This window comes from Borreliella yangtzensis (assembly GCF_014201775.1).
Taxonomy (GTDB): Bacteria; Spirochaetota; Spirochaetia; order Borreliales; family Borreliaceae; genus Borreliella; species Borreliella yangtzensis.
The window spans coordinates 363,757-388,150 of sequence record NZ_JACHFG010000001.1 but is presented as its reverse complement, the minus strand read 5'-3'; the positions used below and the strand labels follow the sequence as shown (position 1 = coordinate 388,150).

Annotated in this window: 27 protein-coding genes, 1 tRNA gene and 2 pseudogenes; 14 read left to right on the top strand and 16 right to left on the bottom strand. The window is 27.9% G+C overall.

Annotation, left to right across the window (positions count from 1 at the left end; translation table 11 throughout):
- Positions 1-108 precede the first annotated feature (108 nt).
- The 16 genes from HNP68_RS01910 to HNP68_RS01835 all read right to left on the bottom strand — a co-directional run bounded on the left by HNP68_RS01910 (position 109) and on the right by HNP68_RS01835 (position 11,798).
- Positions 109-1,590 carry a hypothetical protein gene (locus tag HNP68_RS01910; RefSeq protein ID WP_183219853.1) on the bottom strand — a complete coding sequence of 494 codons (1,482 nt, stop codon included), beginning with the start codon at positions 1,588-1,590 and terminating at the stop codon, positions 109-111.
- Between the two features lie 11 nt (positions 1,591-1,601).
- The gene (ftsH, locus tag HNP68_RS01905) at positions 1,602-3,521 is read right to left on the bottom strand and encodes an ATP-dependent zinc metalloprotease FtsH (RefSeq protein ID WP_183219851.1); all 1,920 of its coding nucleotides are present in this window, start codon (positions 3,519-3,521) and stop codon (positions 1,602-1,604) included.
- Entirely contained in the window at positions 3,518-4,840 is a 1,323-nt protein-coding gene (gene tilS / locus HNP68_RS01900) for a tRNA lysidine(34) synthetase TilS (protein WP_183219849.1), read from the bottom strand. Before tilS ends, ftsH begins: the two co-directional genes overlap by 4 nt.
- Positions 4,840-5,406: an aminoacyl-tRNA hydrolase gene (gene pth, locus HNP68_RS01895; RefSeq protein WP_183219847.1), complete on the bottom strand. Its 567-nt coding sequence runs from the start codon at positions 5,404-5,406 to the stop codon at positions 4,840-4,842. The genes tilS and pth overlap by 1 nt, the downstream gene beginning before the upstream one ends.
- A 4-nt stretch (positions 5,407-5,410) precedes the next feature.
- Positions 5,411-5,959 carry a 50S ribosomal protein L25/general stress protein Ctc gene (locus HNP68_RS01890; RefSeq protein ID WP_183219845.1) on the bottom strand — a complete coding sequence of 183 codons (549 nt, stop codon included), beginning with the start codon at positions 5,957-5,959 and terminating at the stop codon, positions 5,411-5,413.
- Between the two features lie 23 nt (positions 5,960-5,982).
- A tRNA-Gln gene (locus tag HNP68_RS01885) sits at positions 5,983-6,054 on the bottom strand.
- Positions 6,055-6,115: 61 nt separating this feature from the next.
- Positions 6,116-6,409 (bottom strand): DNA-binding protein SpoVG, encoded by a 294-nt coding sequence (gene spoVG / locus HNP68_RS01880; protein WP_091971594.1) that lies wholly within the window; start codon positions 6,407-6,409, stop codon positions 6,116-6,118.
- Positions 6,410-6,512: 103 nt separating this feature from the next.
- A complete protein-coding gene (gene rsfS, locus HNP68_RS01875; RefSeq protein WP_183219843.1) occupies positions 6,513-6,863 on the bottom strand; it encodes a ribosome silencing factor in 351 nt (116 codons plus the stop codon).
- Positions 6,838-8,022, bottom strand: a complete 1,185-nt coding sequence (locus tag HNP68_RS01870; RefSeq protein WP_183219834.1) for an LCP family protein — start codon at positions 8,020-8,022, stop codon at positions 6,838-6,840. The genes rsfS and HNP68_RS01870 overlap by 26 nt, the downstream gene beginning before the upstream one ends.
- A complete protein-coding gene (gene nadD / locus HNP68_RS01865; protein WP_183219832.1) occupies positions 8,019-8,600 on the bottom strand; it encodes a nicotinate (nicotinamide) nucleotide adenylyltransferase in 582 nt (193 codons plus the stop codon). Before nadD ends, HNP68_RS01870 begins: the two co-directional genes overlap by 4 nt.
- Positions 8,601-8,669: 69 nt before the next feature.
- Positions 8,670-9,656: a GTPase ObgE gene (gene obgE / locus HNP68_RS01860; protein ID WP_183219830.1), complete on the bottom strand. Its 987-nt coding sequence runs from the start codon at positions 9,654-9,656 to the stop codon at positions 8,670-8,672.
- Between the two features lie 43 nt (positions 9,657-9,699).
- A complete protein-coding gene (rpmA, locus tag HNP68_RS01855; RefSeq protein ID WP_183219820.1) occupies positions 9,700-9,945 on the bottom strand; it encodes a 50S ribosomal protein L27 in 246 nt (81 codons plus the stop codon).
- The gene (locus HNP68_RS01850; RefSeq protein WP_183219818.1) at positions 9,945-10,265 is read right to left on the bottom strand and encodes a ribosomal-processing cysteine protease Prp; all 321 of its coding nucleotides are present in this window, start codon (positions 10,263-10,265) and stop codon (positions 9,945-9,947) included. The genes rpmA and HNP68_RS01850 overlap by 1 nt, the downstream gene beginning before the upstream one ends.
- A gap of 5 nt (positions 10,266-10,270) precedes the next feature.
- Complete coding sequence (rplU, locus tag HNP68_RS01845) at positions 10,271-10,585, bottom strand: 50S ribosomal protein L21 (RefSeq protein WP_183219816.1); 315 nt, start codon at positions 10,583-10,585, stop codon at positions 10,271-10,273.
- A 45-nt stretch (positions 10,586-10,630) separates the two neighbouring features.
- The gene (locus HNP68_RS01840; RefSeq protein ID WP_183219814.1) at positions 10,631-11,173 is read right to left on the bottom strand and encodes an adenine phosphoribosyltransferase; all 543 of its coding nucleotides are present in this window, start codon (positions 11,171-11,173) and stop codon (positions 10,631-10,633) included.
- Between the two features lie 64 nt (positions 11,174-11,237).
- A complete protein-coding gene (locus HNP68_RS01835; RefSeq protein ID WP_183219812.1) occupies positions 11,238-11,798 on the bottom strand; it encodes a DUF2147 domain-containing protein in 561 nt (186 codons plus the stop codon).
- A 244-nt stretch (positions 11,799-12,042) separates the two neighbouring features.
- Between HNP68_RS01835 and flgF the strand changes: the two genes are divergently transcribed.
- From flgF to HNP68_RS01765, 14 genes and pseudogenes are all read left to right on the top strand, one after another.
- The gene (gene flgF / locus HNP68_RS01830; protein ID WP_183219810.1) at positions 12,043-12,891 is read left to right on the top strand and encodes a flagellar basal-body rod protein FlgF; all 849 of its coding nucleotides are present in this window, start codon (positions 12,043-12,045) and stop codon (positions 12,889-12,891) included.
- Between the two features lie 12 nt (positions 12,892-12,903).
- Positions 12,904-13,701: a flagellar basal-body rod protein FlgG gene (gene flgG / locus HNP68_RS01825; RefSeq protein WP_183219808.1), complete on the top strand. Its 798-nt coding sequence runs from the start codon at positions 12,904-12,906 to the stop codon at positions 13,699-13,701.
- Between the two features lie 199 nt (positions 13,702-13,900).
- Positions 13,901-14,335, top strand: coding sequence for a hypothetical protein (locus HNP68_RS01820; RefSeq protein ID WP_183219806.1), 435 nt, complete (start codon positions 13,901-13,903; stop codon positions 14,333-14,335).
- Positions 14,336-14,448: 113 nt separating this feature from the next.
- Positions 14,449-15,044 (top strand): annotated as a pseudogene (locus HNP68_RS01815) (flagellar basal body P-ring protein FlgI).
- On the top strand, positions 15,034-15,354 hold the full coding sequence (locus HNP68_RS01810) for a rod-binding protein (RefSeq protein ID WP_006068591.1): 321 nt from the start codon (positions 15,034-15,036) through the stop codon (positions 15,352-15,354). Before HNP68_RS01815 ends, HNP68_RS01810 begins: the two are co-directional and overlap by 11 nt.
- Positions 15,355-15,503: 149 nt before the next feature.
- Positions 15,504-16,304 (top strand): RNA polymerase sigma factor RpoS, encoded by an 801-nt coding sequence (rpoS, locus tag HNP68_RS01805; RefSeq protein ID WP_183219804.1) that lies wholly within the window; start codon positions 15,504-15,506, stop codon positions 16,302-16,304.
- A 50-nt stretch (positions 16,305-16,354) separates the two neighbouring features.
- Positions 16,355-17,236 (top strand): divergent polysaccharide deacetylase family protein, encoded by an 882-nt coding sequence (locus HNP68_RS01800; protein ID WP_183219796.1) that lies wholly within the window; start codon positions 16,355-16,357, stop codon positions 17,234-17,236.
- Positions 17,233-18,274, top strand: a pseudogene (gene tsaD, locus HNP68_RS01795) (tRNA (adenosine(37)-N6)-threonylcarbamoyltransferase complex transferase subunit TsaD). Before HNP68_RS01800 ends, tsaD begins: the two are co-directional and overlap by 4 nt.
- Entirely contained in the window at positions 18,249-19,049 is an 801-nt protein-coding gene (locus HNP68_RS01790; RefSeq protein ID WP_183219791.1) for a PfkB family carbohydrate kinase, read from the top strand. Before tsaD ends, HNP68_RS01790 begins: the two are co-directional and overlap by 26 nt.
- Positions 19,050-19,183: 134 nt before the next feature.
- Entirely contained in the window at positions 19,184-20,275 is a 1,092-nt protein-coding gene (gene murG / locus HNP68_RS01785; protein WP_183219789.1) for an undecaprenyldiphospho-muramoylpentapeptide beta-N-acetylglucosaminyltransferase, read from the top strand.
- On the top strand, positions 20,272-20,760 hold the full coding sequence (locus tag HNP68_RS01780) for a CvpA family protein (RefSeq protein WP_183219787.1): 489 nt from the start codon (positions 20,272-20,274) through the stop codon (positions 20,758-20,760). The genes murG and HNP68_RS01780 overlap by 4 nt, the downstream gene beginning before the upstream one ends.
- 10 nt (positions 20,761-20,770) lie before the next feature.
- Positions 20,771-21,817: a hypothetical protein gene (locus HNP68_RS01775; protein ID WP_183219785.1), complete on the top strand. Its 1,047-nt coding sequence runs from the start codon at positions 20,771-20,773 to the stop codon at positions 21,815-21,817.
- Entirely contained in the window at positions 21,814-22,962 is a 1,149-nt protein-coding gene (locus HNP68_RS01770; RefSeq protein ID WP_183219782.1) for a two-component system sensor histidine kinase NtrB, read from the top strand. Before HNP68_RS01775 ends, HNP68_RS01770 begins: the two co-directional genes overlap by 4 nt.
- 2 nt (positions 22,963-22,964) lie before the next feature.
- On the top strand, positions 22,965-24,323 hold the full coding sequence (locus tag HNP68_RS01765; protein WP_183219780.1) for a sigma-54-dependent transcriptional regulator: 1,359 nt from the start codon (positions 22,965-22,967) through the stop codon (positions 24,321-24,323).
- The last annotated feature ends 71 nt before the right edge of the window (positions 24,324-24,394 follow it).

Genomic DNA, 24,394 nt, shown 5'->3' with positions numbered 1-24,394 from the left:
AAATCCTCCCTGGGGTAAATTCAACTTCAATTATATAAACAAAGAGTATCAAGAAAATATTAACATTAAAAAACTAAAAATTAATAATCAAATCTTCTATTGAAGTTATCATTCAAAAGAATAATAACTTTCAAAATAATCATCATCCAACAAAATTTTCTTTATTTTTAATTTACCCTTCTCATAAATTTCAATATAATTAAATTTTTTAGAACCATTAACTTTTCTATAAATTGAAACTAAGCTTCCAAGCACATAATTTTTAATTTCTACTAAATTAGATCCAAAATATTTTTTCTTACTTATCAAACTTGACCTAATATCTAAAACAGAAATTTTTTCAAAAAATAAATCTAAAGCAGTGGGTAGAAAAAAATTTTTAATGTTAATCAAGAACAACTCCCTGATTCCAAGATTATTTAAATCGTAGCCTAAATTGTTAAAAAGATTAAACTTAAAAGAATGCAAAGCAAAAACATAAACATCTGTTTTATCAGAGTATTGAACCTCAATCATATCAACATAAGGGTAAGCAGAATAATTTATTTTATAACCAAGTAAACTATTCTCATAATAAACTGGAGACTTGCCTTTAAAATAAATTTTATTTAAAAACCTGTTATTTAAGCTAAATTTATCGCCAAAATCTACTATTCCTGAAAAAACACCTACTAAAACTCCATCTTTGAGTATGACAATATTATTTTTATTATCAATACAATAAATTCCCGACAAACTTTTATAATCTTCTAAAAATTTACTCTTCATGTCAGGATCCTCTAAAAGATCATAAAACATTTTATATTCACTTATTATCTTAGGAGGAAATTTTTTAAAAACCCTATAAGCTTCATCGGGTTCTAAAAGTTTATATTTTAAAAAATAAATACCATGAATTCCACTATATTCTTTAATTTTGCCCTTGAGAAAAGAAAACAAAGAAACAGAATTGTCATAATTAAAATCTGAGTTTCTCAATATATAATTAATATTTTCAGTTGTAAAGAAAAAATCTTCTTTTGCTTTAATAGTATTAAAAATGCTAAAAAAGAATCTATCTTCTTTTAAAAACCATTTAAAAAATAAAAAATCATTACCATACAAGGAAAAAGCTTTAAATAAAATTTTTTTAAAATCATCTCCAAAACTTTCAAGTCTTCCAGAAGCTTCAAGTCTCATACAAATTAAATCTTTATCTATTTGCAATTCTTCATTCAAGCTTCCATACAAAGTAATAATTTCTTTATACATATTCTTATTTTCATTTTGCCTTAAAAGCAATGCAAAATAATAAGCATATATTTCTTTAAGAGTTGTTGCTTTAAAGTTATTAATTTTAATTGCTTTTTTTAATAGATAAATTTTATCTATTAAAGCAATATCCTCTTTTAACGCAAGCTCATAAAGAGAGTCTGAAGCTAGCAAATTGAAATCAAGAGATCCATAAATTAAATCAATTCCTTTTTGAAAATTGGAAAAATTTTTAGATTCATTGAAAAGAATACTTGAAATATCTTCATCTTCTTTAACTGAAATTGCATCTAGATTTATAGAAATAAAAAGAATCAAAACCATCTTTAAATAAAACATAAAAACTTCCCCTAACCTTTTATATCTTCCTCCTTTACTTCTTTTGCAACAGAGTTTGCTGCAAATAAATCGTATTCATCTTTACTAGCTTCAAACCCCAAAAGCTCTCTCACTTCTTTATCTGTCAAAGTTTCTCTTAAAACAAGTTCTTTTGCAAGCTTAACAAGTTGATCTTTATGCTTTATAAGAATATCTGATGCCTCTTTTAAGCATTCTTCAAGTATTCTTTTTACTTCTCTATCAACTTTATCAGCAGTGTTCTCAGAATAAGCCTTAGCCTTTGAAAACTCTTTTGGAAGAAAAATGGGCGCTTCATCATCTACCAAAAATATTGGCCCAACTTCTTCCCCCATTCCCCACTCTGTAACCATTTTCTTAGCCAAACTAGTAGCTTGCATTAAATCATTTTGAACACCCGCTGTTGTAACACCCAAATTTATTTGCTCACTAGCATAACCACCATAACATATCTTTATTTTATCAAGAATTTGATGCTTGTTTATTGAAAGCCTATCTTCCCTTGGAAGCGAAAATGCGACACCAAGTGCCCTACCTCTTGGAATAATAGTAACCTTATGGAGTGGATCAGCATATTTAAGATAATAATGAAGCAAGGCATGACCTGCCTCATGATAAGCCGTCTCAAGCTTTTGTTTATCGGTAATAGTCATAGATTTTTTTGCAACCCCCATCAATATTTTATCTCTAGCTTCTTCCATATCCTTCATTAAAATTTCATCTTGATTATTTCTTGCAGCTATTAAGGCTCCCTCATTAATTAAATTTGCAAGATCAGCACCACTAGCTCCAGGAGTAGCTCTTGCTATTACCTGTAAATTAATATCTTTTGAAAGTTTTGTTTTTGCAGAATGAATATTTAATATTGCCTCTCTTTCCTTAATATCAGGCAAAGAAACTGTTACTTGCCTATCAAATCGTCCAGGCCTAAGCAAAGCAGAATCAAGAACATCTGGACGATTTGTGGCAGCCATAACAATTACATTAGTATACGTTCCAAATCCATCCATTTCAACTAACAGCTGATTAAGAGTTTGCTCTCTTTCATCATGACCGCCCCCAAGCCCTGCACCACGGCTTCGACCAACAGCATCAAGTTCATCAATAAAAATGATACATGGAGAATTTTTTCTAGCATTGTCAAATAAATCTCTAACACGACTTGCTCCAACTCCAACAAACATTTCGACAAAATCTGAACCTGACATGTGAAAAAAACTAACCCCAGCCTCTCCAGCAACAGCTTTGGCAAGCAAAGTCTTACCAGTACCCGGAGAACCAACCAAAAGCACCCCTTTAGGAATTTTTGCACCTATTTTTTCAAATTTTTTTGGGTTTTTAAGAAATTCAACAACTTCGTAAAGCTCTTGCTTAACCTCTTCTTGACCAGCCACATCTTTAAAGGTTATTTTGTTCTTTCCAGCTTCATACTTTTGAGCATTGCTTTTTCCAAATGTAAAAACTTTTCCACCGCCACCTTGAGTTTGACGAAATATAAAGAAAAAGAAAACAAAAAATAAAATCCATGGCAAAGTTTGTAATAAAACCCCAATCAAAGAAGCTTGGCTTTTACCTGAACTAAGTTCTACTTTTTTACTCTTTAATTCTGAAAGCAGATTTATATCAAGATAAGGGATACTGGTAGAAAAATAAGATTTTGTAAAATTAGAACCTTTGACAATAAATTGAATCAAATTTTTATCAATTATTACCACAGACTCAACCAAACCATTGTCTAAATAACTCTGAAAAGTACTATAAGGAACATTTTTATAGCTTTCTCCCCCCCTTATAAAATATGACATAAATATTGCTGAAATTAAAAAAATAACAACAAGCCCTAAAATCCAATTTTTATTCTTTTTTTTGTTATTAGACTTTCCATTATTATTCATATTATTATTGCCATTCATTCCTTTAAAAGCCCTCCAATCAAAGATATACTAATTTTTTTAAGAATTTTTTTCTCACTCCATACTAAGTTTAAAGTATTTAAATCAATAATTCCAATTAACCTATTATCTAGTGCTAATAAGATTAAATACATTGGATTACACCTTATAAACTTAGAAAAAAATTTTTTTGCTTTCAATCTATCCTTAAAAAATTTATATCTAAACTCATAAGAACAACATTTTAGCCTTGATATCGAAACTGCATTGCACTCTACACATTTTAGCAAAATCTTACCTAAAGATAAACTATGCCATTTGCCAACTTCTAAAATAAAATCAAAAGGTTTGTAAAATTTCTCATCCCTTTTAAAAATCAAATTAATTTTATTATGCCTTTTTTCTAAAAAAAATTCATTGGTTTTTAACAAAACATTGTTTTTCTTTTTATCAATCTCCACTTTAAACATTTCATTAAGAGATTTATAAGAAACTTTAGTTACAATTCCCTCTAAATTTAAAATTTTAAAAATCAATCTAAACACCAAATACTTGGGAAAATCTAAAAAAGTTTTCAAATCAAAAGAATAATAATATTTACCTTTATCAAAGGGAAAAAATTCATCTTTTTCAAAATAATCTGCAAATTCCTTTGAAAATTCAGATATTCTTTTAAGACATTTTTCATACCCTTTAAAAATCTTTTTTATATAAGGTAATAAATTATTTCTAACTCTATTTCTTAAATATAAATTTTGAGAATTTGTACTATCAACAAAAAAACTAACATTATTCAAAGCTAAAAAACTCTCAATTTCTAGCCTTGAAACCTCGAGTAAAGGTCTTATAATATTTCTATTAACATCGGGAATACCTGTAAGTCCATCCAGAAAAGATCCTTGAAAAAATCTCATAATGATTGTTTCAATTTGATCGTTCTCGTTATGAGCAAGTGCAATATAGCTTGCATCATTTTCTTTAAGCGCATTTTCTAAAGCATTATATCTAAACTTTCTTGCAAGCTCTTCAATAGATACTCCCAGCCTAACTGACTCACTTTTTATATCTATATCACATTTCTTAATTTTTAAATCAATATTGTAAAGATCACAAAACCCCTTTACATGCTCTATCTCTTTATTCTGCTCATTATCAGATCTAATAAAATGAGCAAAATAAAACGCAATAATATTATTATTTAAATAATATTTTAAATTCAATAATAAAGTTGTAGAATCGGCCCCTCCAGAAAAAGCAACAATAACCCGATTTTTACTTAAAAAATTTTTTTTATAAAATTTATCTATTTTAATTTGTATATTATCGTCTAAAAAATACATTAAAAATTACTAGAATTGATTTTTTGAACCTTATTTTTAAAATTTGCCTCAGTAATATCAAGTAACTCATCACTTAAAAAGTTATACAATTTTTCAAGTCTATCTATTTCATCCTTGCAAAATCTAGAAAGAACAAAACTCTTTATATCACACATAACATTACTTCCAACTCCAATATAAAGCCTATTGTAATCAGAGCTTCCAAGAACATTTGAAATTGATTTAATACCATTATGAGTAGAAACCCCACCTCGCTCTCTAAGCCTACATTTTCCCAAGGGAAGATCAATGTTGTCAAGAACTACCAATAAATTTTTTATACACATATAAAAATCTGAAAATATTGAAGGGAATATAGACCCGCTTAGGTTCATATAAGTCAATGGCTTAACCAAAATTACTCTTCTAGAAATCACCCTTAACTCTGCATATTCATACTTTTTTTTCCTCTTTAAAGAAAGGCCCTTCTTAGAAACAATTTTATCTAAAAGAGAAAAGCCAACATTATGTCTAGTTAAAGAAAATTCTAATCCAGGGTTTCCTAATCCAAGTATCAACAACCCCATAAAATCACTTTATAGTAACAACTTCCAAATTTTCGTCATTTTCTGCAAGTCTAACATTAGAAGGCAAAATAAGATCTTTAAGAAGAAAGCTATCTCCTTTATTAACGGGAGTCAAATCAAGCTCTATGAATTCAGGCAAGTCTAGAGGTAAAGACTTTACCTTAACTTGCTCTTTTAAAACAGTTAAAACTCCGCCTTCCTTAACTCCAACAGAAGCCCCAGTAAGCTTAATTGGAACATATCTTTCAAGTTCAACATGCCTGTCCACTTCATAAAAATCAATATGATAAATGAGCTTGCTGGCAATATTTTCTGCAACATCTTTAACAAAAACACATCTTTCAAGCTTACCATCGTTTAATATTAAGACAGTATTGTCTGTAAACTTTGCAAATTTCTTATTAAACTCACTATTCTTAATTTTTAAATGCGAAACATCATTACCCTGCCCATAAACAACAGCTGGAATTTCATATTTAGCTCTTATTCTGCGAGCACTAGAAGATCCAAAGTTTGACCTATATTCGCAACTTAAAACCCTGTTATTTTCCACCAAAAAACTCCTAATGTAAAATACTGGGACGGAAGGATTCGAACCCTCGAATGACTGGACCAAAACCAGTTGACTTACCGCTTGTCGACGTCCCAAATACCTTAATACTTACAATTGACAAGCATACAAAATACAACACGCTTTGTCAACAATTATCTAAAAATCTAATTCAAGCTCAAGATCAGCTGGATTTTCTCTTATATATTCCTTAAAAATAGAAGTTTGCAAAGTTTTTCTAAAGTCTTGACTAATAGGATGTACAATGTCTTTATACTCACCAACTCTAGTTCTTCTGTTAGGCATAGCAATAAATACTCCCTTTTGCCCTTTAATAACTCTAATATTGTGAAGAACTAAACAATTATCAAAAGTAACAGCAACATATGCTAACAATTTAGAACCAGAATTTTTACCTTCAACTTTCTTAATCCTTATGTCTGTAATATCCACTTATAAGCCTCCCGCAAAAAGTACATACCTTAAATCTAAAATATTTTCTATTTTTTGTAAACATATTTTTATGATATTTTTAGTTTTTTTAATTAAACAGTAATTAAGGATAAATAATAATCCCTTTGGACCATATTTTTTCAATCTCATAATATTCTCTAGATTTTTCGCTCATTAAATGAATAACCAGATTTCCACCTGAAATAATAGTCCAGTCATAAACCAATCCTTTTCCCTGAACATTAAGATTAATTTTTTTTTCTTTAAAAAATTTAACTATTTTATCAATATACAAAGCCTCCATTTGCTTAAATGATACAAAAGTAGCTATTATAAAAAAATCAGTCCAATTACAAATATTACTAACATTAATACCTATAACGTCAATCCCATTAAAATCGCTTATTATTTTACATAAAGCATTAATATCATTTACTTTTAACATATCTTCCATCAAAATCATCTCCTAAAACAACTATTACATCAGGATTAATATCGAGATTATCAAGCTCTAACAATCTTTTAGCTTGAACCTCAGAAATTGGCTTAATATTTGAAGCTTTGATTACCTCTCCAACTCTAACAGCCATTTCTAAATTATCTGAATTGTTTATAATCAAAGTATTTTTATAAGAATTTTTATCTGCATTACCAAATTTCAAAACTTTAAATTTTAAAGAATTAAAAATATTTGCTGTTTTTTTTGCAAGCCCAATAACTTTTGTTCCATTTAAAATAACAATCTTTACTATCTCTTGCAAGCCCTCATTAACTAACTCTTTATTCAATTTTTCCACCGATTCTTTTAAAATAGCGCCCCCATAATAAGGAAAAACCACCTTTATCAAATTATTATCATTATCTTTAAAAATCTCTTCTTGTCCTTTAATATTAATAGAAATAATTTTATCATTATTTATTTTATAATTTTTAACAATATACTTAAAAACAACTTCTGAAAGATTAGTGTCTAACATAGAATATATTTTAAAAAAATTGTCATTTTCGATACCAAAATCTGAAATTTGAAAAAGAAGTTTCTTAAAAAACTCTTTAAAAAACTCAACCCTCTCCTCAAAATGATTAACATCATTAAAATATCTCAAATAATCATACACTTTATCACCATCAAAATTAGAAGTACCAGAAGGTATTAAAATAGAATCTTCGAAATTATAAATTTTTACTGGATTTTTAACAAAAAGTCTGACCCCTCCCAAATAATCAATAAGTTTAACAAAATTTTCTTTTTGAAAACGAATATAATAATCTGGTTCATGGGACAATTGTGTATAAATTTTAGATAAAAATTTATTAAAAGAATTTTTTTTATAAAGATCTTTAAACCAAGATATATTACCTTTTAAATCTTCATATCCAGTATGGATTGGAATATCTAAAAGCCCAAGATTTCCTGTTTTTATATTAATAAAAATTTCTTGCATACTTACAAGACTTCTATTAGGATCTTCTACTATACACAAAAAACTAATATTGCTTTTTGTATTAAGCTCAAAGTAAATCAACTCTTTTTTCGAACTTTTCATAAAAAAAATTACTACACTTGCTATTATTAGAACAATTAGAACTAAAAAAATTAAATCTTTTCTCAAATATTTACCTTTTTAACATATAAATTATTATCTTTAATGTATTTTAACACACCAAAGGGTAGTAAATAATTAACAGGAAGTCCATTTGCAATTCTATTTCTAATTTCTGTTGAGGAAATTGATATTATTTTATTATTTATATAAGTATGCTTAAAGGAACTTTTCAGCCTCTTTTTGTAAATTCTGTGAGCAACAACAAGATCAACAGAGCTTACAATACTTTGGGGATCTTTCCATGAATCAAAATTCTTGAAAAGATCATCACCAATAACCAAAAAAAGCTTGGCGTTTTTATATTTTTTTTTTACACAAGAAATAGTATCAACGGTATAAGTTATACCACCATTTATTATGTCGCAATCATCTATAAACATTTTACTTTCATTCTCTAATGCAAGCCCAAGCATATCTATTCTATTTTTAATACTAATCTCATCCCCAATCAATTTATGGGCCGGATTACAAGTAGGAATAAATATTACTTTATCGATATTTAATAAATACTCGATCTCTTTAGCCAAAAAAATATGTCCAATATGAATTGGGTTATAGGTGCCACCTAATATTGCAATTTTCATTAATTATTTTTCTCCAAATCAAATAAATGTCTTAAAAACAAAAAAAGCTCGCAATAAAAAATTAATTTTTTAAAAAGTTTTAGCCAAAATAAACAATTCTTTAATAAGTTCATCAATTCCTCTATTTTCATAGATAGAGATGCCAACAATTTTTTCTTTTTTCAGGGTTTTTATCAAACTATCAAAATTTCTATCAGAATTATCCAAATCAAGTTTATTAGCAACAATAATTTTTTTTTTATTAAAAAGCTCATAGCTATAAGATTTTAATTCATTTAAAAGAATGTTATATGACTCTAAAAAATTTGCTTCAGAAATATCAATTACTAAAGCTAAAATTTTAGTTTTAGCAATATGTTTTAAAAACTTAGTTCCAAGTCCTACCCCAAAGCTAGCACCTTTAATTATTCCTGGGATATCCGCAATTATTAAATCATCCCAAGAATATCTAAGTATACCAAGATGAGGAATCTTTGTTGTAAAAGGATAATTCGCAACTCTAGATTTTGCTGAGGTTATTCTATTTAGCAGAGAAGATTTACCAGCATTAGGAAGCCCAACAAGTCCAATATCTGCCACCAAAAAAAGCTCAAGACGCACATCCAAGCTATTGCCTGATTCTCCAGGTTGAGCAAACCTTGGTGCCCTTCTAACCGAAGTTTTAAAATTCCAATTACCAAGACCACCTCTGCCACCTTTTAAGATAACAAACTCGTCAGTTAAATTTTTTAACTTATACAAAAGAGTTCCATCATTTCCATTATAAATGCCTGTATTTGGGGGAACAAAAAGAATCAAATCTTTACCATTAGCACCACTTCTCTTGAAGCCCATTCCAGATTTACCATTTTCGGCACAAAGCACATGACCATTTTTATAAAAAGACAAGGTGCAAAGATTTTCCCTCACCTTGAAAATTACACTCCCACCATTTCCGCCATTTCCACCATCTGGACCGCCTTTTGCATTAAACTTCTCGCGCAAAAAAGAAACACATCCGGGACCACCATCGCCCGAAACTACCGTTATATTAACAGAGTCCTTAAAGTTATACAAACTTTCTCCAATTTTTCAATTAAAACTAAAAAATGGTTACATATTAAACAATATTTACATATTTTCGTCCCCTTAAAGTTTTAAACTCTACCTTACCAGATGAAAGCGCAAATATTGTATAATCTCTGCCAAGGCCAACATTTTTACCCTTATGAAATTTTGTACCTCTTTGTCTAACAATTATTTCTCCAGCCTTAACAAACTGCCCACCACTTCTTTTAACTCCAAGACGCTTCGATATAGAATCTCGTCCATTTTTTGAGCTACCACCACTTTTACTTGTTGCCATTAATTTTCCTCCAAAACTAATTTAATATCATTAGGATACTCCAAGCATAAATCACTCATGCCTCTAATTAAAAACCTACTATAATAAAAAAGACTTTTTTTACTTAAATCCTTAAAAAAGGGTCTAAATTCTAAATAACCTTTCTTTGAATTTTTTACAACAAAAAATTCACCCTCAAAATCAAGAACACTAAAAAAGGTTCTCAAAATGAAAGAAAAAGAAGAGCAGACAACGTTAACATTGTTTTTGCTCATAGCATGACCATCAGCTAAAAGATAAATGATTACATCGTCTTTTACTTTTACTAAAACATTAATCAATAAACTTAAAAAACTATTTCATCAACTAAAATATAAGAATAGATTTGCCTGTGCCCAACTTTTCTCTCACTTGATTTTCTTCTTCTGTATCTGTAAGAAACAACCTTTTTATCTTTTTTATCTTCTTTATAGGTACATCTAATAAGAGAATTCATAACATAAGGCTTTCCTATTTTAATCTCTCCATCTTTATTAATAAGCAAAATATTATTAAATTCTAACTTCTTTTTTTCTTCAACAGGAGAAATTTTATCTATTTTTAAAAATTCACCCTCAACAGCCTTATATTGCTTACCATTTATTTCTACCAATGCATACATTACCTTACCTCAACTAAACATTGTAAATTTAATAAAAAAGAAAAGTCAAGCATTCGAGTAATTGTACCTTACAAGAGAATTAACTTCATAGCCTTTAAGAATGTGCCTACCATTAATATCGCAAAGCTCAATAAAGCAAAAAATATCCTTAACCCTGCCTCCGGCTCTCTCTAACAAAATTGCAGACGATTTTAAAGTCCCGCCGGTAGCTAATATATCATCTATTAAAAGAATATTGGAATACATCTTAATATCATCTTTGTGTACCTCTATTCTGCCAAAGCCATACTCAAGCTCATACTCTTCACTAAAAACCTCTCTGGGCAATTTACCTTCTTTTCGAATTAAAACAAGAGGAAGCTGCATTTTTAAAGATAAAGGAGCGCCTATCAAATATCCCCTAGATTCAACAACCGCGATGCAATCAATCTTCTTTAAATTATAAAAAGAATATACCTCATTTATTAATGAGGTATAAACTTGAGGCTTTAATAAAACACTAGTAATATCATAAAAAAGAACACCCTTTTTAGGGAAATCGGGTACTTTTGTAATAAATTGATCGTAATACTCTATTTTATTTTTCATAACTTACTCATCCCATCTAATGTTTATGTATTTCCTACTAAAACAGTAATACCAAAAGCCAAATTTATTTTTTTACAGGAGGAACTGGAACAAGATTATGTAAGTCTACTTTTGGTATTTCGTCAACTTTAGCTCTTGTCCAAATTTTACTTCTACCAAAAATCCAAACTTTCCCCTTGGTAATAAGATTTCCGGTTTTACTATCAACTCTCATTTCAGAATTATAAATTTTACCGTTTTTAGGATCTATTATTTTACCTCTATCCCACTTTTTAGAATCATAAGAATATTTAAGGCCCCACATAAAATCAAGTCCTTCTATTGCAAGATTTTCAAACCCAACAACAGTGTCTCCTGAAGGGTTTTCAGCATCATACTTTTTGCCATCTTTTATTATCATCAAAATTCGACCGTAAACTTCTCCATTATATTTATATATATAAATAATAGAATTTTTTATATTACTCACATCATCATAACCAACCCAATACCCTAAAACTTCATCTTCAAAACTAAAGTTTTCAGTCTTATTAATAATTCCATTCTTATTTGAATCTTCTGAATTTGCAGACAAAAATATCGCAAAACAAAAAAAAAGAAAAAACTTTGAAAAAATTTTATTCATCAATTCTCCTTAAAACTAATAATTCTAAATTATAGTTCTTTTTTTAAATTACTAATTTAAGATAAATAATTTAAAAATTAGCCATAAAAATCATTATACAACTTATTTCATAATTTAAATTATTAAGACAAAAACCTAAATAAAGAAATATAAAATTAAACAAAAAAACAATGGGTCAATTAATTGTTATATACGACAAATAATGCTAATATTAGTAAAGTTAATTGTCTTGAAGGATTTAACTGTGATAAGAGGAATTTATACAGCTGCCAGCGGAATGATGGCAGAAAGGCGCAAGCTTGATGTAGTTTCAAATAATTTAGCGAACATAGATCTTATTGGATACAAAAAAGATTTATCCATTCAGAAAGCATTTCCAGAAATGCTAATAAGAAGACTAAATGATGATGGTCTTTATAAATTTCCCAAAGGACATCTTGAAACAGCTCCTATTGTAGGCAAACTAGGAACAGGGGTTGAAGAAAATGAGATATATACACAATTTGAACAAGGCCCGTTAAAAACTACTGGAAATCCATTAGATTTAGCACTCACTGATCAAGGATTTTTTGTAATACAAACTTCGGATGGAGAAAGATATACACGAAATGGCTCTTTTACTATCGGAAAAGAAGGGATTCTTGTTACAAAAAGCGGATTTCCTGTTCTTGGAGAAAAAGGGTACATCTATTTGAAAAAAAATAATTTCAAAATAACATCCCAAGGACAAATTTTCCACAATTCAAACTTTGAATCAAATCCCAAAAGGCTTGTTAGTGAATATGAAAATTCTTGGGAAAATTATGCACTGCTTGATACCATCAGAATTGTAAATTTTGAAAATCCCAGATTTCTCAAAAAACAAGGAAATTCTTTATGGATTGATACAAAAACATCTGGCAAAGCGCAAGAAATTGACATATCATTAAGGCCTAAAATAGAAACAGAAGCACTCGAAGCCTCCAATGTTAATGCCGTTAAAGAAATGGTTTTAATGATTGAAATCAACAGAGCTTACGAAGCTAATCAAAAGACAATACAAACTGAAGATAGTCTATTAGGAAAATTAATAAATGAAATTGGAAAATATTAAGGAGCATATTTTATGATGAGAGCATTATGGACAGCAGCAAGCGGGATGACTGCGCAACAATACAATGTAGACACAATTGCTAACAATCTTTCAAATGTGAATACTACAGGATTTAAAAAGGTAAGATCAGAATTTGAAGATTTGATTTATCAAACTCAAGATAGAGCAGGAACTCCTGCAACTGAAAATACTTTAAGACCGATTGGAAATCAAGTTGGACATGGAACAAAAATTGCTGCTACTCATAGAATATTTGAACAAGGAAAAATGCAATCTACCAATTTACTCACTGATGTTGCCATTGAAGGAGACGGATTTTACAAAATTCTTCTACCTGATGGAACTTATGCATATACTAGGGATGGATCATTTAAAATCGATTCTAATCGAGAACTTGTAACAAGCCAAGGATACAAGGTTTTGCCTAATATATTCTTCCCAGAAGAATACATCCAAAACTCAATTACAATATCTGATCAAGGAATAGTGTCGGTAAAAATTGATAACAACAATGAACCAATAGAACTTGGGCAAATTGAAATATCAAGATTCGTTAATCCCGCAGGACTAAGCGCTATTGGAAGCAATTTATTTAAAGAAACAGCTGGATCAGGCCAAGAAATAGCGGGAATACCGGGAAGTGAAGGCATGGGGAGACTAAGACAAGGTATTCTTGAAATGTCAAATGTATCTATTGCAGAAGAAATGGTAACAATGATAGTAGCTCAAAGAGCTTATGAAATAAACTCAAAGGCTATTCAAACCTCTGACAATATGCTGGGAATAGCAAATAATTTAAAAAGGCAATAAAATAAAAAAAAATTTATTTATTTTTATTTTATTTTTCATAACAAACTCAATTATAAATGCTAACCATGATTTGTGCTTTACTATTACTCCTAGTAAGGCATATTTCTTTTCAAAGAAGTATTCAAAAATATGCAGCGACCATAGCTTATCAAAAATATATATCCCCCCGCATTTAACTAAAAAATCAATAATTTTTGAAATGATTTATTACATCACAAAAAATTTATCAAATGAAAATATCTACATACTTCAATTCAACTTTGATGAATCTGAAATAAACATAGACGACAAATTTTTCAAAAGAATAAAATTTAAAGTAAAAAACAACAACTCCTACAAGAATATTCCAATTCAAAAAACTCTAGTTTATTATGCAAAAAATTTTGAAAGTTACAAAAAACACAATTATATCAATATGTATATTGATATAATTGAACCCATTGTATTTGCAAAAGAAAATCTAAAAAAAAATGAAATCCTTAATGAACACAACATCTATTTTAAATACAAAATTAACACAACAAGGATAAATGATGTTTTAAGTCTAAATGAACTAAACAATAGTAAATATAAAGTCATACGCAACACAACCAAAAATGAAGAAATAAAATTAAATAAAATACAAAAAGAATAATGCTTTATTTTATCTTCTCTCAATCTAAAAATTATTAATTTTAATCTGTCTTAAATTACAATAATTGATATAAAATAATAGATATTAAAGAAATGAAAAAAATAGAGTAAAGAATGAAAAAACTAATGTTAATGTTAATTACATTTGCAACAAGTCTATTAGCCCAAACAAACAAAGTTTCAACAGAAGTAGAATCAAAACAATCATTTAGCAATCACCTACCTGAAAGCGTAAAATTAAAAGAAATTGCCAATATTTGCTCTACAAACACAAACTTTTTAACAGGCATTGGAAATTATACATTAATAAATAGAATTCATAAAATATTGTCCCATAAAAAAATCAACAACAAAATTAAATCAGATAACACAATAGAAATAGAAGCAAAAAACATGGGTCTATTAGAAGAGATTGAGAATATTCAAATAGAAACTAATCCTAAAATACTAATAGACAAAAAAAATGGTATTATTCTAGCAAGTGAAAATGCATCAATAGGAACGTTTACATTTTTTATTGAAAAAGACGATAAAAGTATTTTAAATAATAAAAAAACAACAATTCAAATAAACGCAATGAAATTAAACGAATTCGTATTGACAAATTCCAACAATTTTAGCCATAAAGAATTAATTCAAATAATTCAAGCTGCAAAAAAATCAATAAATTAAAAGGAGAACTTATCTTGGAGGATGTTAATGGAAACTAAAATTAATTTACAAAACCTAAAATTTAAAAATCAAATAAATAATTTTAAAAATCCCTTAGAAATGAAAAAATCCTTTCAAAAAAACGAAGAACTTCTAAAAGCTTCTTTAGAATTTGAAGCTATATTTATCAAGCAAATGCTTGAGAGCATGAAAAAAACTCTTAACAAAAATCAAAATTTACTAAGCGGAGGCCAAGTAGAAGAAATTTTTGAAGACATGCTGTACGAACAAAGAGCAAAACAAATAGCGCAATCTCAAAGCTTTGGAATTGCCAATTTGATTTACAATCAATTGCAAAAAACTAAATAATTTAAAAACCACTCCTCACCTCAAAATTATATCCAATTTAATTTAAAACTATTTTTAAACTAAATTGGCACAATTTTTGCATGAAAGTTAAGTAATTAATAAAAACTTAATCACAATATTCAAAAAAAGGGGAGAAAAAATATACTACTATGAATATATTTAGCAACGAGGATTTAAGCATATATTTAAAATCGGTAAGAGAACACAAGCTAATTACTCACGAAGAAGAGATTAAACTTGCAGGACAAATACAAAGAGGCAGCGCACAAGCAAAAAACAAAATGATAAACGCAAATTTGCGACTTGTTTTAAAAATAATAAAAAGATATGCTGGCAAAGGGTTAAAAATTGAAGACTTAATTCAAGAAGGCAACCTGGGATTAATAAGAGCTGCTGAAAAATATGATCCGAATAAAAACACCAAATTTTCAACTTATGCATCATTTTGGATCAAGCAATCACTACAAAGAGCACTAAACACTAAAACTAGATTGGTGAAAGTTCCATACAGAAAAGAAAATTTAATACTACAAATAAATAAATATTTAACAGAAGAAGAAAAATCACCCAAAAAAGAAGAAATAATGAAAAGATTCAACCTATCTCCTGCTCAGTATATAAAAATTATTCCTTATCTTGAAAAAGAATATTCTCTAGATAAAGAAATAGAAGGATCTGAAAATTCAACACTTTTGAACCTATATGAGGATAATTCTTTTAACCCTGAAATTACTCTTGAACAAGACTCAACTCTAAAACATTTAAATTATATACTTGAAACAAAATTAAATGAAAAAGAAAGATATATAATCAAAAAAAGATATAACCTAGACAATAGTCCCAAAAAAAGCACCTTAAAAGATATTTCAATAGAACTTGGAATATCCTCAGAAACTGTAAGACAAATAGAAAAAAGAGTTCTTAAAAAACTAAAAGAAGAGATAAATTAACATTGACATTCATGGCATGTTCTGATCTACTTGTAAATCAGTGGTCATGAATGTTTATATTTTATATTAAAAAAAATAAGTTTATTATTCTAATTTTTATTATAATTTTTATTGTCATTGCAGTAACTCAAAGATTTACAAACTTTTTCTATTTTAACAACAATTTAAAAGTTGCAAATGCACCACTTAAAGACAGGTTCCAAAAAATACAAAAAGATAATTTAATAACAAAAAATAACAAAGAAAATAAAAACCCCGAAATCAGGCCTAAATTTTACCTAATCATCGACGATGTGGGCTATGATGAACTCATGTTAGAACAATTTATAAAACTTAATCTTGAAATAAATTATGCTATTATTCCATTTTTACCAAAATCAACTATTTTATACAAAAAACTAAAAAATAATAACAAAACGATAATAATACATTTTCCAATGCAATCAAAACATAGAAATTCAATAGAAAAATTTCATATAAGCATAAAAGACAATAAGGAAGAAATACATAAAAAAATCGAAAAAACATTTAAAATGTATCCTGATGCAAAAATAATGAATAACCACATGGGTAGTTTAATAACTTCAAATAAAGATTTGATGAAAATTATTTTGCTAAAGCTCAAAGAGATTGAGAGATATTTTTTCGACAGCGTAACTATTGCAGGAAGCGTACCAGGAATGATAGGCAAAGAAATTGGGGTTAAAGTAGAAAAAAGAGACGTATTTCTTGATAGCAAAGACACAGAAAAGTCCGTACTTAAAGAGCTTGAAAAAGCAAAAACCATTGCAAGAAAACATGGGATAGTAAAAGTAATCGGACACATTTGGTCTAAAAACACACTAAAAGTCCTAAAAAAGGAAGAGTCTAATTTAAACCAAGAATTCGAATTTGACAACTTATTAAATCTTTACGAGGAACCAATCAGATGAAAGTGCTTGGAATAGAAACTTCTTGTGATGACTGCTGCATAGCTGTAGTAGAAAACGGCATTAATATTTTAAGCAATATAAAATTAAATCAAAAAGAACATGAAAAATATTGCGGCGTAGTACCTGAAATTGCCTCAAGACTTCATACTGAAGCTATTATGTCTGTTTGCATAAAAGCACTCAAAAAGGCAAATACTAAAATATCTGAAATTGACTTAATAGCTGTAACATCTAGACCTGGACTTATCGGATCTTTAATAGTTGGTTTAAACTTTGCCAAAGGTCTAGCAATTTCATTAAAAAAACCTATTATTTGCATTGACCACATCTTAGGCCATCTTTACGCTCCTTTAATGCACTCAAAAATAGAATATCCATTTATATCATTATTATTAAGCGGTGGGCATACATTGATTGCCAAACAAAAAAATTTTGATGATGTTGAAATACTTGGAAGAACTCTAGATGATTCTTGCGGAGAAGCCTTTGATAAAGTAGCAAAACATTATGATATGGGATTTCCTGGAGGTCCAAACATCGAACAAATGTCTAAAAATGGAGATGAAAACACATTTAAATTTCCAGTTACCACATTTAGAAAAAAAGAAAACTGGTATGATTTTTCATACTCTGGGCTAAAAACCGCTTGCATACACCAACTCGAAAAATTCAAAAACAAAGATAATCCAATAACAAAAAATAATATCGCCGCAAGCTTTCAAAAAGCTGCCTTTGAAAATTTAATCATTCCACTAAAAAGAGCAATAAAAGATACTCAAATTAACAAATTAGTAATAGCAGGCGGAGTTGCAAGCAATTTATACTTAAGAAAAAAAATAAATAAACTTAAAGTACAAACTTACTACCCTCCTCTTGATCTTTGCACGGACAATGGTGCAATGATTGCGGGACTTGGATTTAATATGTATCTAAAATACGGAGAAAGTCCAATTGGAATTGATGCAAATTCAAGAATAGAAAATTATAAAAACCAACATAAGGGGAAAAAATAATGAAAAGAATTTTAGCAATGCATGATATTTCAAGCATGGGAAGAACATCTCTTACAATATGTATACCAGTAATATCTTCATTTAATATGCAAGTATGTCCTTTTGTAACAGCAGTTCTTTCTGCTTCCACAGCTTATAAAAAATTTGAAATGGTGGATTTAACTGATCATTTGGAAAAATTTATCAAAATATGGAAAGAGCAAAATGAGCATTTTGACATACTCTATACGGGATTTCTAGGAAACGAAACGCAACAAATAACAATAGAAAAAATGATTAAATTGTTAAAATTTGAAAAAATTATAATTGATCCAGTATTTGCTGACAATGGAACAATTTATCCTACATTTGATAGTAAAATAATTAATGGATTTAGAAAAATAATAAAGTATGCAAACATAATAACACCCAATATAACAGAGCTTGAAATGTTAAGCAAAAGCTCACCACTTAACACCAAAGATGATATCATAAAGGCAATATTAAATCTTGATACAAAAGGAGTTGTGGTTGTTACAAGCGTAAAAAAAGGAGATCTTTTGGGAAACATTTGTTACAATCCTAAAAACAATGAATACTCAGAGTTTTTTTTAGAAAAATTAGAACAAAATTTCAGTGGAACAGGGGATTTATTTACCAGCTTGCTTATAGGATACCTAGAAAAGCTCGAAATAGAACAAGCTATAGAAAAAACAACAAAAACTATTCACTTAATAATAAAAAATTCAATTAAAGAAAATGCTTTAAAAAAAGAAGGGGTTCAGATTGAAAATTTCTTAAAAAATACATTTTGCATTTAAATTTCATTTAAAAGATCGAATCGATTTTTTAATACAAAGGCAATATTTGCATTGCATTATATTATATTATTAAAAAATGCACAAAAATTTATTACAAAGCAAATGCTTGATCGTTACTATGAGTAAACAAATATATGACAAATAAAAAAATAATGTTTTTTACCGGGGGGGGAACCGGGGGTCACGTATTTCCAGGAATATCTATAATACAAAAATTAAAAGAATTTGACCCGGAAATTGATTTTTTTTGGATAGGCAAAAAAAATTCTATAGAAGAAAAATTAATAAAAGAGCAAAATAATATTAAATTTATTTCGGTTCCATGCGGAAAACTTAGGCGCTATTTTTCTTTTCAAAACTTTACTGACTTTTTTAAAGTACTACTTGGAATAATAAAAAGTTTCTACATTTTAAAAAAATATAAACCTCAGATTATCTATGCAACTGGAGGATTTGTTTCAACTCCTACAATGATTGCATCTAGTTTGCTAAAAATAAAAAGAATAACCCATGAAATGGATCTAGATCCTGGACTTGCAACAAAAATTAACTCTAAATTTGCAAACAAAATATACATAAGCTTTAAAGAAAGTGAAAAATACTTTAAAAACCATAAAAACATTATCTACACGGGATCTCCTATAAGGAAAGAATTTTTAACTCCAAATCCTAAAATCATTAAACAATTAACTCAAAATACTAACAAACCAATTGTTAGTATACTCGGGGGCTCTCTTGGAGCTAATGCTTTAAATAGTCTCGCGCTCTGTATTAAAAAGGATATTGAACTCTACTTCATTCATCAATCGGGAAAAAATTTAAATGACCAGAGAGAAAAAAATTACTTAAGAAGACAATTTTTTAACGCAGAAGAAATGGCAAGCATAGTTAAATTTTCCAATATAATAATAAGCAGAGCTGGAGCTGGTGCAATAAAGGAATTTGCAAATGCTTGCACATGTGTAATTTTGATTCCATTTAAAAAAGGCTCTAGAGGAGATCAAATTAAAAATGCCAAATTATTAAAAAATCAAAATGCTTGCATTTATATAGATGAAGATGAAATTTTAAATACAAATATTTTGAAAATTATAAAAGATACTTTAAAAGATGAAGAAAAAATCAAATCCCTAAAAGCAAATATCAAAAAATTTAATAATAAGAATTCTTCAACTTTAATAGCCAAATTATTAATAAAAGAGATTAAGGAGACAAAATCTAAATGATAGCAAACGATCCTGTAAAAATAACCGGAATAGTAGACATATTAATAATAATAATTTTTACATCTTTGGGGTTTAGAGGATTTTTAAGAGGATTTATTAAAGAAATTGGCGGATTTGCTGAAGTTTTTGTTTTAATACTACTGCTTTATAAAAAAACTGAAGAATTTAGAAAACTGGTTGAACCTATTATTGAACTATCCTATATTCAAGCTCTACTTGTATTTTTTTTAATCATACATATAGGATTTTTAATCCTACAATCTTTACTAGAATCAATAATAAGCAAACTGCAATTATTATTCTTCAATAGAATTCTGGGTTTAGTACTTGGTCTACTTGAAGCCTTTGGAATAATTGCAATCGTGGTTTACATAATATACTCACAACAAATATTTAAGCCCGAATATTTCCTAAAAGAAAGCAAACTCCTTGATTATTTAAATCCCGGAATAAACTATCTCTTTAAAATCTCAAAAACAAAATAAGGAAACAACAATGACAATACTTCCACAGATCGCCAAAGAAATAATAAACGAATATGATCAAAAAATATTGCCAAATGCAATTCTTTTATTGGGAGAACAGTTTTCATCAAAAAAGGTCAGCGCAATTGAGCTTGCAAAAAAAATATTAAACGAAAACAAATTAACAAACCCTAATTTGCTCATTTTCTCAAATCTAGATACAATAGAAGCAAAAGCACATCTTTCTACAAATTCGTACAAAATAGCAAATAAATACTTAGAATACATTAAAACTGTAATTTTTACCAAATGTTATTTCAGTAACGAAAAAAATTTGAAAAAAATAGAGAAAAATATTAACTACATTAATTCTGTTTATTATAAAAAAGAATATAATATAAACATAATAAATGAGCTTATAAAAAATATAGAAAATATAAACAAAGAGCTAAATCATAGTATTACTGTTTCTGATGTAAAAAAAATTCAAACTTGGATTTTTTCTGAAAAAGAAAAATCCAAGGTAATTTACATAAACGAAATCGAAAATTTATCATTTAATGTACATAACTCATTTTTAAAAATATTAGAAGAGCCTCCTTCAAATATTTATTTTATTTTAGCAGCAAGAAATAAAAACAAAATACCAAAAACAATACTATCAAGACTTAGAGTATATAATTTCACAAAAACAGCAAGAATATCAGAAATTCAAAAATTCAAAGAAAGCTTTTTAATAGAAAAAGATATAACAATTGAGGAATATTTTGCTTCATTTTACAAAGAAGAAAGCAAAAAAATAAAAAAAGAATTGATAAAAATTTTAAATATAATAAAAGAAAAAAAATCCATATTTAATCTTGAAGAAGTCGATTTTATAAAAGACGATCAAAGCTTTAAAGTATTTTTAAACGAACTCGCAATTAATATTAGAAATGATTTTTTAGAAAATAAGATAAATATTAATCAATATATTAAATACACAAAACATTTGAAAAATATTTGCAAATATCGCCCTTATAATCAAAACAAAAAATTAATAATAGAAAACTTGATGCTAAATTACGAGGAGATATGAATAATTTTTTTAAAAAAGCTTTAACAAAGCTAAACAAATTATCTAATGAACAAAAAACTAAATTTATTGAACAAATTTACAAAAAAATAGAAATATATGACGGAATATTTGCATCAATTAATGAAGGAATCATTGTGCTTGACAAACAAAACAACATAGTCTATTCAAACAAGATTTTATACCAAATTTTAGCTTTAACATCCAAATCAAAAATAGAAATTCTTGATGATATTCAAATCCCAATCTTAATAAATTTAATAAAAGAACTAGTTAGAACAGAAGATAGAATAATAGGATTAGAAGTTCCAATCTCAAACAACATATACATTAAAATTTCATTTATGCCTTATGTTAAAGAGAAAAAACTTGAAGGTAATATTATTTTAATCGAAGACATTAAAGAGAAAAAGAAACAAGAGGAACTATTTAGAAGAGTTGAGGCTTTGGCCTCTTTTACAAGACATGCAAGAAATATTGCCCATGAAATCAAAAACCCTCTTGGGGCCATCGATATAAATTTACAACTGCTAAAAAAGGAAATTCAAAAACAAAAAATAAAAAATGGTAAAGCTGAAAATTATTTTAAAGTTATAAAAGAAGAAATAAACAGAGTAGATAAAATAGTTACAGAATTTTTATTAACCGTTAGACCAATAAAAATTAACTTACAAGAAAAAGACATTAAACAAGTAATAAACAGTGTCTGTGAATTGTTAAATCCTGGATTAGAAAACAAAAACATAAAACTATTGCTTAATTTAAACAAAACAAGCAATATTCTCATTGATGAAAAACTATTAAAACAAGTTATTATAAATATCGTTAAAAACGCAGAAGAAGCATTACTTGAAACAAAAAAAGAAATAAAAAAAATAGAAATTTGTCTTTTTGAAAAAGACAATAAAATACATATTAACATAAAAGATAATGGAAATGGAATAAAAGATGAAGTAAAAGAGGAAATATTTAAACCTCAATTTAGCACAAAAGAAAAAGGAAGTGGAATAGGTCTTACCATCTCTTATAAAATAATAAAAGAGCTTGGGGGTGAAATTTTTGTGGAAAGCAAGGAAAACAAAGGCACTATTTTTACAATTACACTTCCTAAACTAAATAATAAAAATATTTTAATTGAAGGGTATTGAAAATGAGCAAAATACTTGTAGCTGATGATGAAAAGAATATTAGAGAAGGAATTGCTACTTATCTTGAGGATGAAGGATATTTCGTTTTCACTGCTAGCGACGGAGAGGAAGCTCTTGAAACAATTGAAAATGAAAATCTTGATGTAATAATATCCGATTTGAGAATGCCCCAGATATCTGGAGAAAAATTGCTCAAAATAGTTAAAGAAAAAAACTTGAAAATACCTTTTATTATTTTAACAGCCCACGGAACAGTTGATTCTGCTGTAGATGCCATGAGAGAAGGTGCTTACGATTTTTTAACAAAACCCTTAGACCTTGAAAGACTTTTGCTAATAATAAAAAGATCGTTAAATAAAAAAGAAAATAACAAGAATGAAAATGTCGATTTAGAAAACATAATAATAAGAAAAGATTTAAAATACTATGAAAAAATCATGGGGAAATCTCTACTAATGCAAAAAATTTTTGAACTTGTAATACAAATAGCAAACTCAAATGCATCTGTTCTTATAACAGGAGAAAGCGGTGTTGGTAAAGAAATAATAGCAGATGCTATTTTTGATCTTTCTAATAGGAATGACAAACCATTTATAAAAGTAAACTGCGCTGCACTTTCTGAAAGCATCCTTGAAAGCGAACTTTTTGGCCATGAAAAAGGAGCATTCACCGGTGCAATTTCCCAAAAAAAGGGTAGATTTGAACTTGCAAACAAAGGTACAATTTTTCTTGATGAAATAGCAGAAATTTCTCCTGAAATTCAAGTTAAACTTTTAAGAGTACTACAAAACAAAACCTTTGAACGTGTTGGGGGTGAAACTACAATTAAAGTTGACATTAGACTCCTGGCTGCAACAAACAAAAACATTGAAGAGGAAATTAAAAAGGGAAAATTTAGAGAAGATTTATTTTATAGATTAAATATCATTAATATAAACATACCGCCCTTAAAAGAGAGAAAAGATGATATATCCTATTTAACAAACATACTAATAAAGGACGTTGCAAAAGAAAACAATAGAGAAGAAAAAATTCTTTCTAATGATGCAATGAAAGCTCTTTATTATTACGATTGGCCAGGCAATATTAGAGAATTAAAAAATGTACTTGAAAGCGCATTAATATTATCAAAAGGTAAAAAAATAACTAAAGAAGATTTACCGGCAAAAATCAAGAATAATGAAAATCTTACATTTAAAATAACACTGCCAATAGGAATTAGCCTAAAAGAAGCTGAAAAAGAAATAATAAAACAAACACTTTTTCATTCCAAAAACAATAAAAGCAAATGCGCCGAAATATTAAAAATAGGAAGAAAAACTTTACATAATAAAATAATCGAATATCACATTGATCAATAAAATTTACTTTAAATTATAAAATAATAATCAATATAAAACAGTAATATTTTCTTTAATTAAATGTATAGTTT

Bases quoted from the DNA above. Each gene is read 5' to 3' on its own strand.
- HNP68_RS01910 (WP_183219853.1), bottom strand. From the start codon at position 1,590: ATGTTTTATTTAAAGATGGTTTTGATTCTTTTTATTTCTATAAATCTA.
- ftsH (WP_183219851.1), bottom strand. From the start codon at position 3,521: ATGAATGGCAATAATAATATGAATAATAATGGAAAGTCTAATAACAAA.
- tilS (WP_183219849.1), bottom strand. From the start codon at position 4,840: ATGTATTTTTTAGACGATAATATACAAATTAAAATAGATAAATTTTAT.
- pth (WP_183219847.1), bottom strand. From the start codon at position 5,406: ATGGGGTTGTTGATACTTGGATTAGGAAACCCTGGATTAGAATTTTCT.
- rsfS (WP_183219843.1), bottom strand. From the start codon at position 6,863: ATGGAAGATATGTTAAAAGTAAATGATATTAATGCTTTATGTAAAATA.
- nadD (WP_183219832.1), bottom strand. From the start codon at position 8,600: ATGAAAATTGCAATATTAGGTGGCACCTATAACCCAATTCATATTGGA.
- rpmA (WP_183219820.1), bottom strand. From the start codon at position 9,945: ATGGCAACAAGTAAAAGTGGTGGTAGCTCAAAAAATGGACGAGATTCT.
- rplU (WP_183219816.1), bottom strand. From the start codon at position 10,585: ATGTATGCATTGGTAGAAATAAATGGTAAGCAATATAAGGCTGTTGAG.
- HNP68_RS01840 (WP_183219814.1), bottom strand. From the start codon at position 11,173: ATGAAAAATAAAATAGAGTATTACGATCAATTTATTACAAAAGTACCC.
- HNP68_RS01835 (WP_183219812.1), bottom strand. From the start codon at position 11,798: ATGAATAAAATTTTTTCAAAGTTTTTTCTTTTTTTTTGTTTTGCGATA.
- flgG (WP_183219808.1), top strand. From the start codon at position 12,904: ATGATGAGAGCATTATGGACAGCAGCAAGCGGGATGACTGCGCAACAA.
- HNP68_RS01820 (WP_183219806.1), top strand. From the start codon at position 13,901: ATGATTTATTACATCACAAAAAATTTATCAAATGAAAATATCTACATA.
- HNP68_RS01810 (WP_006068591.1), top strand. From the start codon at position 15,034: ATGGAAACTAAAATTAATTTACAAAACCTAAAATTTAAAAATCAAATA.
- rpoS (WP_183219804.1), top strand. From the start codon at position 15,504: ATGAATATATTTAGCAACGAGGATTTAAGCATATATTTAAAATCGGTA.
- HNP68_RS01800 (WP_183219796.1), top strand. From the start codon at position 16,355: ATGTTTATATTTTATATTAAAAAAAATAAGTTTATTATTCTAATTTTT.
- HNP68_RS01790 (WP_183219791.1), top strand. From the start codon at position 18,249: ATGAAAAGAATTTTAGCAATGCATGATATTTCAAGCATGGGAAGAACA.
- murG (WP_183219789.1), top strand. From the start codon at position 19,184: ATGACAAATAAAAAAATAATGTTTTTTACCGGGGGGGGAACCGGGGGT.
- HNP68_RS01780 (WP_183219787.1), top strand. From the start codon at position 20,272: ATGATAGCAAACGATCCTGTAAAAATAACCGGAATAGTAGACATATTA.
- HNP68_RS01775 (WP_183219785.1), top strand. From the start codon at position 20,771: ATGACAATACTTCCACAGATCGCCAAAGAAATAATAAACGAATATGAT.
- HNP68_RS01770 (WP_183219782.1), top strand. From the start codon at position 21,814: ATGAATAATTTTTTTAAAAAAGCTTTAACAAAGCTAAACAAATTATCT.
- HNP68_RS01765 (WP_183219780.1), top strand. From the start codon at position 22,965: ATGAGCAAAATACTTGTAGCTGATGATGAAAAGAATATTAGAGAAGGA.